General features: G+C 42.1%; 1 pseudogene. It reads right to left on the reverse strand.

The window, feature by feature from the left end:
- Positions 1-241 (reverse strand): annotated as a pseudogene (locus tag DWV53_RS16315) (transposase); the annotation flags it as partial.
- Between the last annotated feature and the right edge of the window lie 63 nt (positions 242-304).

Here is a 304-nt window from a genome sequence, read left to right on the forward strand (position 1 = left end):
TCTTGCCATTCGGCATCTGCCAGATGACAAGTCTAACTTTACACCTGAGTGCCTTGGAATAGGCTATCAAAGTATAAGCTGTTCCTTCTATATCTTTCATCTCCATCTTCTCCATTCGAGTGAGGTCAAGATTCTTCATATCAATCTTGCCATCCTTGGTCTTTGGGCGACCACGTTTTCCAGTACGTGGACCAGCATAGACATAAAAGAGACAAGCATTGTCACGAAAGCGGCTTATCAAAGAGAACCCTTCTTTCTTTATCCCATTAACAAATGTACTTGTAGAGAAGTAAGCATCTGCAAC

This window comes from Segatella copri, assembly GCF_003465495.1.
GTDB lineage: Bacteria > Bacteroidota > Bacteroidia > Bacteroidales > Bacteroidaceae > Prevotella > Prevotella copri_G.